Here is a 5,634-nt window from a genome sequence, read left to right on the forward strand (position 1 = left end):
ACCAGATCAATCAACTCAGGTTTCGTAAGCCCCTCAAGATCCTCGCGATTCATGGAAAGGATGAATCACGGACAGCCCGGTTTGGCAAGGGGGTGAGTAATTACGTCTGGGGCGCTTGATCCGCCCCCGCCCTCAGCTCCAAGGCGAAGCCTCGGAAGTGCACCTGTGCCGCGCTCACCGGCTGAAAACAAGCCGGCGCCACCTCCGCCGCTGTCATAATTTGTGGTGCTTCTACCGCCCGCGCCTCCCGCACCACCCGCACCTCCAGCGCCTCCAAGTATGCCTGTTGACGACATTCCCGCAGAGCCAGCTACGGCATCCCCGCCGACCACGCCGTAGCCGCCGCCGCCGCCGCCGCCGCCGCCGGCAACTACGATGGGTGTCATGCCAGCTCCAAGAACAAAAGACCCGCCCCCACCGCCTCCGGCTCCGTATACACCCCCGCCGCGGCCGCCTACAATTACAGCGAGCGGCGTTGAGGCACTTAGCACAATGCTCGCTCCGACCGAGATGCCAGAACCCCCTTGCGAAAAGGATTCCCCGGAGCCACCGGCCGCGCCGGTGGCGACGATATTGTAGATGCCAGTGGGTCCCGTTGTGTATCCCTGCGCCGCTCCCGTGAAAGCAAACGTGACCGCCCCGGCGCTGCTGGCGGAAAGCGCCATTGCCGAGGCTCCGACGAAAAGAATTGCCTTGAACATAGCGCCACCCCGAACTTGCGACTGCACCTGCCCGATGTGCGCGCGTGGCGGACCCTATGTGGGTGACGGCGACGGCGCGCGCGTATTTCCTTACAAAAACCAGTCCGTTCATAAATATTATCCTGCTTGCGCCGTGTCGCGCGCGCGGCGAAAGCCGGTCCGGATTAGTGGCGACACGGACGTACTTTGACTGTTAGCGTATCTCGATGATTGAAAGCGGCAGCCATACACCGGGGATCCGCGTCGCGGACTTCGGCCTGCCGCCCGGCACTGCGCTGCGGATCGAGCGCGTGGCGGCGCCACTACGCGGAGTTTTATCGAGTTACGCCGTGCTCGACTCCGATCCTAGCCTGCAATCCGGCCACGGAAACTGGATTTTGCCGGGCTGGGCAAGACTGTGGATCGCGCTCGCGCCGAAGCCGCTCGATATCTCGATCCGCAACCGGCACTATGGCAAGCTGGGATCGGCGATGCTGTTCGGCGTAACCAGCCGGGCGATGCCGACCTCGACCTATGGCGGGGTCAGCGTCGTCATCGATATCGGGCCGGTCGCCTGGGCGCGACTATTCGAGCCGTCGGCGGAGCTGCTGCGCGACCGTATCACGCCGCTCGACGAGTTGCTGCCGCCCGGCTGGAGTGAAGACCTGGTCGCCTGCATCGCGCGCTGTGACTGCGGTTCGGACATAAGGAGCGCGGTCGACGACTTCTTCCTGCAGCGCATGCCGCCGCGTCAACCGCAGGAACATCAGATCGCGAAGATTGCCGCGCTGCTCGTCGACGAGAATACTCATAACTTGGCCGACGCCGTGGCGCAGGTCGGCGTCGGCAAGCGTGCGCTGATCGATCTGAGCAAACGCTATTTCGGGTTCCCACCCAAGATCCTGTCGATGCGGACCCGCTTCCTGCGTGCACTGACGCCGATGATGCTGGCAACCGACGCGCCGCGCTTCGCCAGCGCACCTGCGGGCTATCACGATTTCCCGCATTTAATCCGTGATGCGAACCGCTTCCTCGGCCTCACGCCGCGGCGCTTCCCCGCGAACGAGATGCCGTTCACCCGCGCCGTCCTGCGCGCCCGCCTGCTGGTGACGGGATCAGCCACGTCCGCTCTGGAGAAGAATGCAGTTGAGTTTTAAGAGGGCTAACGCCCATGGAGGACTTTCAGATGGCGGCTCGCCGATGCAAGAGACCCAAAAGCGGACTGTCCTCATCCACCAATTACAGCTATTCAGTGCGGGGAAATCGGCCGTCAGAACACTATACGGAGAGCCTACCGTATATCTGTGTCTCGATAATGCACCGATGCCCATTTCTCTGTCGTTTTTCGGGAACGGCAGCTGTCGCTCGCCTTGGTCCCAAAGCAGCCTGTCCGCAGTCCACCCAAAGCGGCCATTGTGTAAGGTCCCCTTGCGGACAGCCGTGCAGTTCAGGTCAGTCGAGTGAGCCCGAGTAAGCCAGCGCGTCGACAGGCCCTTCGAAAGCGATGAAGAGGGTGCATGGCGTCTTGCTGCGGCAGGTGGCAAGATGGGGCCGGCCGGCAGGGCCATAGGCATAGTTGCCGGGCTGAAGAGTGGAGGGCGGCGCGCCCTGATAATCGACAAGAAGCGTGCCCGACACCAGGATCATGCGCTCGGCCGAACTGTGCGTGTGGGCAGGCAGAGTGGCGTTAGGCGCTATGCGCAGAAAAATGTCAGCGTTGGGTGCTGCAGGGTTGCCGTGCAGGACAGCGATCTCGCAGCCTTTCGAAAAGATTGGTGGGCACGGTCCCCACTGCAGTTGAGTGCTCGTTTGCGGGATGACAAGGGGCGGCTCTGCTTCTGCCATGACGGCGCCGGGCACCGCCACAAGGATGGCTGCAAAAGCTAAAGCGGTCACGTTCATTACCACTTTCCTCAAACTGCTAACGTGAGCAGCTTAGCCGACATAAGTGCTAACTCAACCGTCATGTTGCCGACGCGATGCATCCCGTGCCAGCATCCGGTGCATAATCGGTCAAGATACCTCCCCTTGCGTACACTCCGAAGGGGCCAAGCCGGTCTGAAACTGTTCCTCATCGGTATACGGGCGTCACCGCTCGGCTGTGAGCGGCGGAAGCTTGTAATTGCCGTCAAGCAGGGCCTTCTGCGGCACATAGGTCCGCAAATGGACATCGAAGCTTCCCGCCGATGCCGGCAGCCGATTTGCTTCGAGCGCCTTGCCAGGTGATTCATGCTGGATGAGAAGCGTCAGCGAGCCATCGGGGGCGAACTCCAGCCCCGGCGTCTGACTGCCAATCGAGTAGCGCTTCATCGAATTTTCGATCATGAAGTAGGTCTTGCCGTCGTACATGGTCAGCGACCAGAAGGAATTTACCGGCGAATACGGCAATGCGTTCGGGCACGGGCACGAGAGCGGCGCCGGGACGGGTGACGCGCTCGACAAAGGCGACGATCGCCTGCTTGGGGCCAGTTTCATTCCACGACGGCAGCTGGTCGGCCGCCGGGGCGGCCAGCGAAGCTGCTGCCGACGCCAGCCACGCCGCGGCCAGCAGACCCTTCCAATCGCGCATCGACGACTCTCCTCTTCGTCCGGTCGCGGCGTTCGTGGCAGCAGACAAGCTGCCACCACGATGCCGGTCGGTACCGAAGGTGCTACTTCGCTGCGGGCATATGCTCGAAGATGCCCTTGGTGACTTCGCTCATGTCGAAATCGAGACTCTTCTGTCGCGGCGGAAAGGCCTTGAACGAATCCGAGAACTGCTGAATCGCCATTGCCGCGGGCGTAAGCAGCCAGGCGCGATTTTCCTGCCATTCGTCATGCCCCCGGGCATCGACGTGACGCTCGAAGGGGTCCGTCTCCAGATTGGCGATCACAGGCGTCGTCAGATAATGGCGGCGCCCGTTGAACCAGCGGTCCTGGTCCGTATAAAGGAACTTCCACAGGCCGACCCGGACTCCGTGGAACGTTGTCTCTGTGAAGTAGAAATACTCCTGCCGGTTCGATGGCCCCGTCCCCATCAGCATCGGGGTCTGGTCATAGCCGTCGAGATGGACCTTGTAGGTCGGGCTGCCGATTTGTTCGCCCTGCAGCAGCTTTTGCTTAAGGTCGGGCTGGCCTTCCCATGCCATGATCGTCGGGATCCAGTCTTCCATGGCGATGATGCCGTTCGAGACCGATCCCGGCTTGATATGGCCCGGCCATTTGATCATCGCCGGCACGCGGTAACCGCCTTCATAGCCGCCGACGCCCTTTTCGCCCTTGAACGGCGACGTGCCGCCATCTGGCCAACTGTTCTGTGCGGCGCCATTGTCGGTCGAGAAGATGACGATGGTTTTGCCGGCCTGGCCGGAATCGGCGATCGTTTTCAGGATCTGCCCGACATGGTCGTCGAGCTCGGCCATGCCATCGGCATAAACGCCGCAGCCGGTCTTGCCCGCCCATTTCGGCGACAGGTTGGTGCGGTAATGCATCCGCGACGAATTGTGCCACAGGAAGAAGGGTTTCCCGGCCGCGACGCTTTCGTTGATGAAGCGCTTGCTCTCGGTGACGGTCTCTTCGTCCATCACCCGCTGCCTTTCCTGGCCAAAAGGCCCGAGGTCCTGGATTTCCTGGGTGCCGTCGGGCAAGGCGCGCGACTTCACGATGCCGCGCTGCGCAAACTTCTTGGCGAGCGCCGGGTCCTTGGGGAATTCATCCTGCTCGGGATATTCGCCGGCGTTCAGGTGATAGAGGATGCCCTGGAATTCATCGAAGCCATGGGCTGTCGGGAGGTGTTCGTCACGATCGCCAAGATGGTTCTTGCCGAACTGCCCCGTGCGATAGCCCAGCGGCTTGAGCATTTCGGCAAGGGTCGGGTCTTCCTTCTGCAGTCCAAGCGGCGATCCGGGCAGGCCAACGGTGGCAAGGCCCACGCGCAAGGGATGCTGGCCGGTGATGAAGGCAGCGCGGCCCGCCGTGCAACTGGCGTGTGCATACTGGGTCATGAGCAACATGCCATCGCTGGCGATGCTGTCGATGTTCGGCGTCGCCGCGCACATGGCGCCGCGGTTGTAGGCGCCTATGTCCCACATCCCGACATCGTCGCCCCAGATAACCACGATGTTGGGTCTCGTTTGCTGCGCCTGCGCCGCACCGGCGGCCAAGGCGGCCGTTCCGAGCGCGGTTGCTGCCAGCAGAATATTTGCAAACTTCATCTTGATTGTGCCCACCAATGCTAAGTGCGACAAAACTACCTGCCGATCCCGACACCAAATGTTCAAAGCTGGTCATTGTTTGAATAGTTTTTCCTATGCTGATAATTGTTCAGCTTCGGACGGTCCGGGGATGGATTTTGAATAAGCTTGCCGCTGTGGATGTTTGTCGCACTCAAGGCTGGCTGGCGCAGATGCCGATGGCATTTCGCGAGCAGGTTCTGCAATCCTGTGATCACATCAAGCTTTGCACCGGTCAGGCGGTGTTCGAGGTCGGCGACGAGGCAGGGGGAATCTTCGGCGTGGCTTCGGGCCGGCTCGGGCTTCACGTGCCCGCGCTCGGACACGAGCCGACGCTGAGTTTCATCGGGGGTCCGGGCTTCTGGGCAGGTGATCTGGCGGCGGTCGCAGGAATAGCGCGCCGCACATCGCTCATTGCGTGCTGCGATACCGAAGTGCTGCGCCTGTCGCGAGCGAGCATGATCCGCCTGGCGCGCGAGGATCAGGATGCATGGCTGCACTTTGCCGAATTGATGGCGGCCAACTTTACTTTGTCGTTGGCGACGATCGGCATGCTGCGGAGATCGTCGCCTGTCGCGCGCATCGCTTCATTGCTTCTCAATCTGGCGGGGCGACAGCAACGGGCGCCACTCCTTTCCTTTGAGGTGGTCCCGGAAAACTGGACAGGGTGTTAAGCTATTCCCGATCTGAAGGATTGACGGGAATGAAGACGACGAGAAAGCGCTACAGCTCGGATTTCAAGG

At 61.6% G+C, this 5,634-nt stretch carries 5 protein-coding genes; 2 read left to right on the top strand and 3 right to left on the bottom strand.

What is annotated here, in order from left to right; translation table 11 throughout:
* The first annotated feature begins 907 nt into the window (after window positions 1-907).
* Complete coding sequence (locus tag IEW98_RS15840; protein WP_188764470.1) at window positions 908-1,837, top strand: helix-turn-helix domain-containing protein; 930 nt, start codon at window positions 908-910, stop codon at window positions 1,835-1,837.
* 295 nt (window positions 1,838-2,132) lie between these two features.
* Here the strand turns inward: IEW98_RS15840 and IEW98_RS15845 are convergent, their stop codons facing one another.
* The 3 genes from IEW98_RS15845 to IEW98_RS15855 all read right to left on the bottom strand — a co-directional run bounded on the left by IEW98_RS15845 (window position 2,133) and on the right by IEW98_RS15855 (window position 4,873).
* The gene (locus IEW98_RS15845) at window positions 2,133-2,582 is read right to left on the bottom strand and encodes a cupin domain-containing protein (RefSeq protein ID WP_188764472.1); all 450 of its coding nucleotides are present in this window, start codon (window positions 2,580-2,582) and stop codon (window positions 2,133-2,135) included.
* 186 nt (window positions 2,583-2,768) lie between these two features.
* Window positions 2,769-3,155, bottom strand: coding sequence for a DUF1214 domain-containing protein (locus tag IEW98_RS15850; protein ID WP_188764474.1), 387 nt, complete (start codon window positions 3,153-3,155; stop codon window positions 2,769-2,771).
* Window positions 3,156-3,331: 176 nt separating this feature from the next.
* Entirely contained in the window at window positions 3,332-4,873 is a 1,542-nt protein-coding gene (locus tag IEW98_RS15855) for an arylsulfatase (protein WP_188764476.1), read from the bottom strand.
* A 137-nt stretch (window positions 4,874-5,010) separates the two neighbouring features.
* On the opposite strand from IEW98_RS15855, the gene IEW98_RS15860 reads away from it, so the two are divergent.
* On the top strand, window positions 5,011-5,565 hold the full coding sequence (locus tag IEW98_RS15860; RefSeq protein WP_188764478.1) for a Crp/Fnr family transcriptional regulator: 555 nt from the start codon (window positions 5,011-5,013) through the stop codon (window positions 5,563-5,565).
* The last annotated feature ends 69 nt before the right edge of the window (window positions 5,566-5,634 follow it).

Source organism: Sandarakinorhabdus glacialis, from assembly GCF_014643455.1.
GTDB classification, from domain to species: domain Bacteria; phylum Pseudomonadota; class Alphaproteobacteria; order Sphingomonadales; family Sphingomonadaceae; genus Sandarakinorhabdus; species Sandarakinorhabdus glacialis.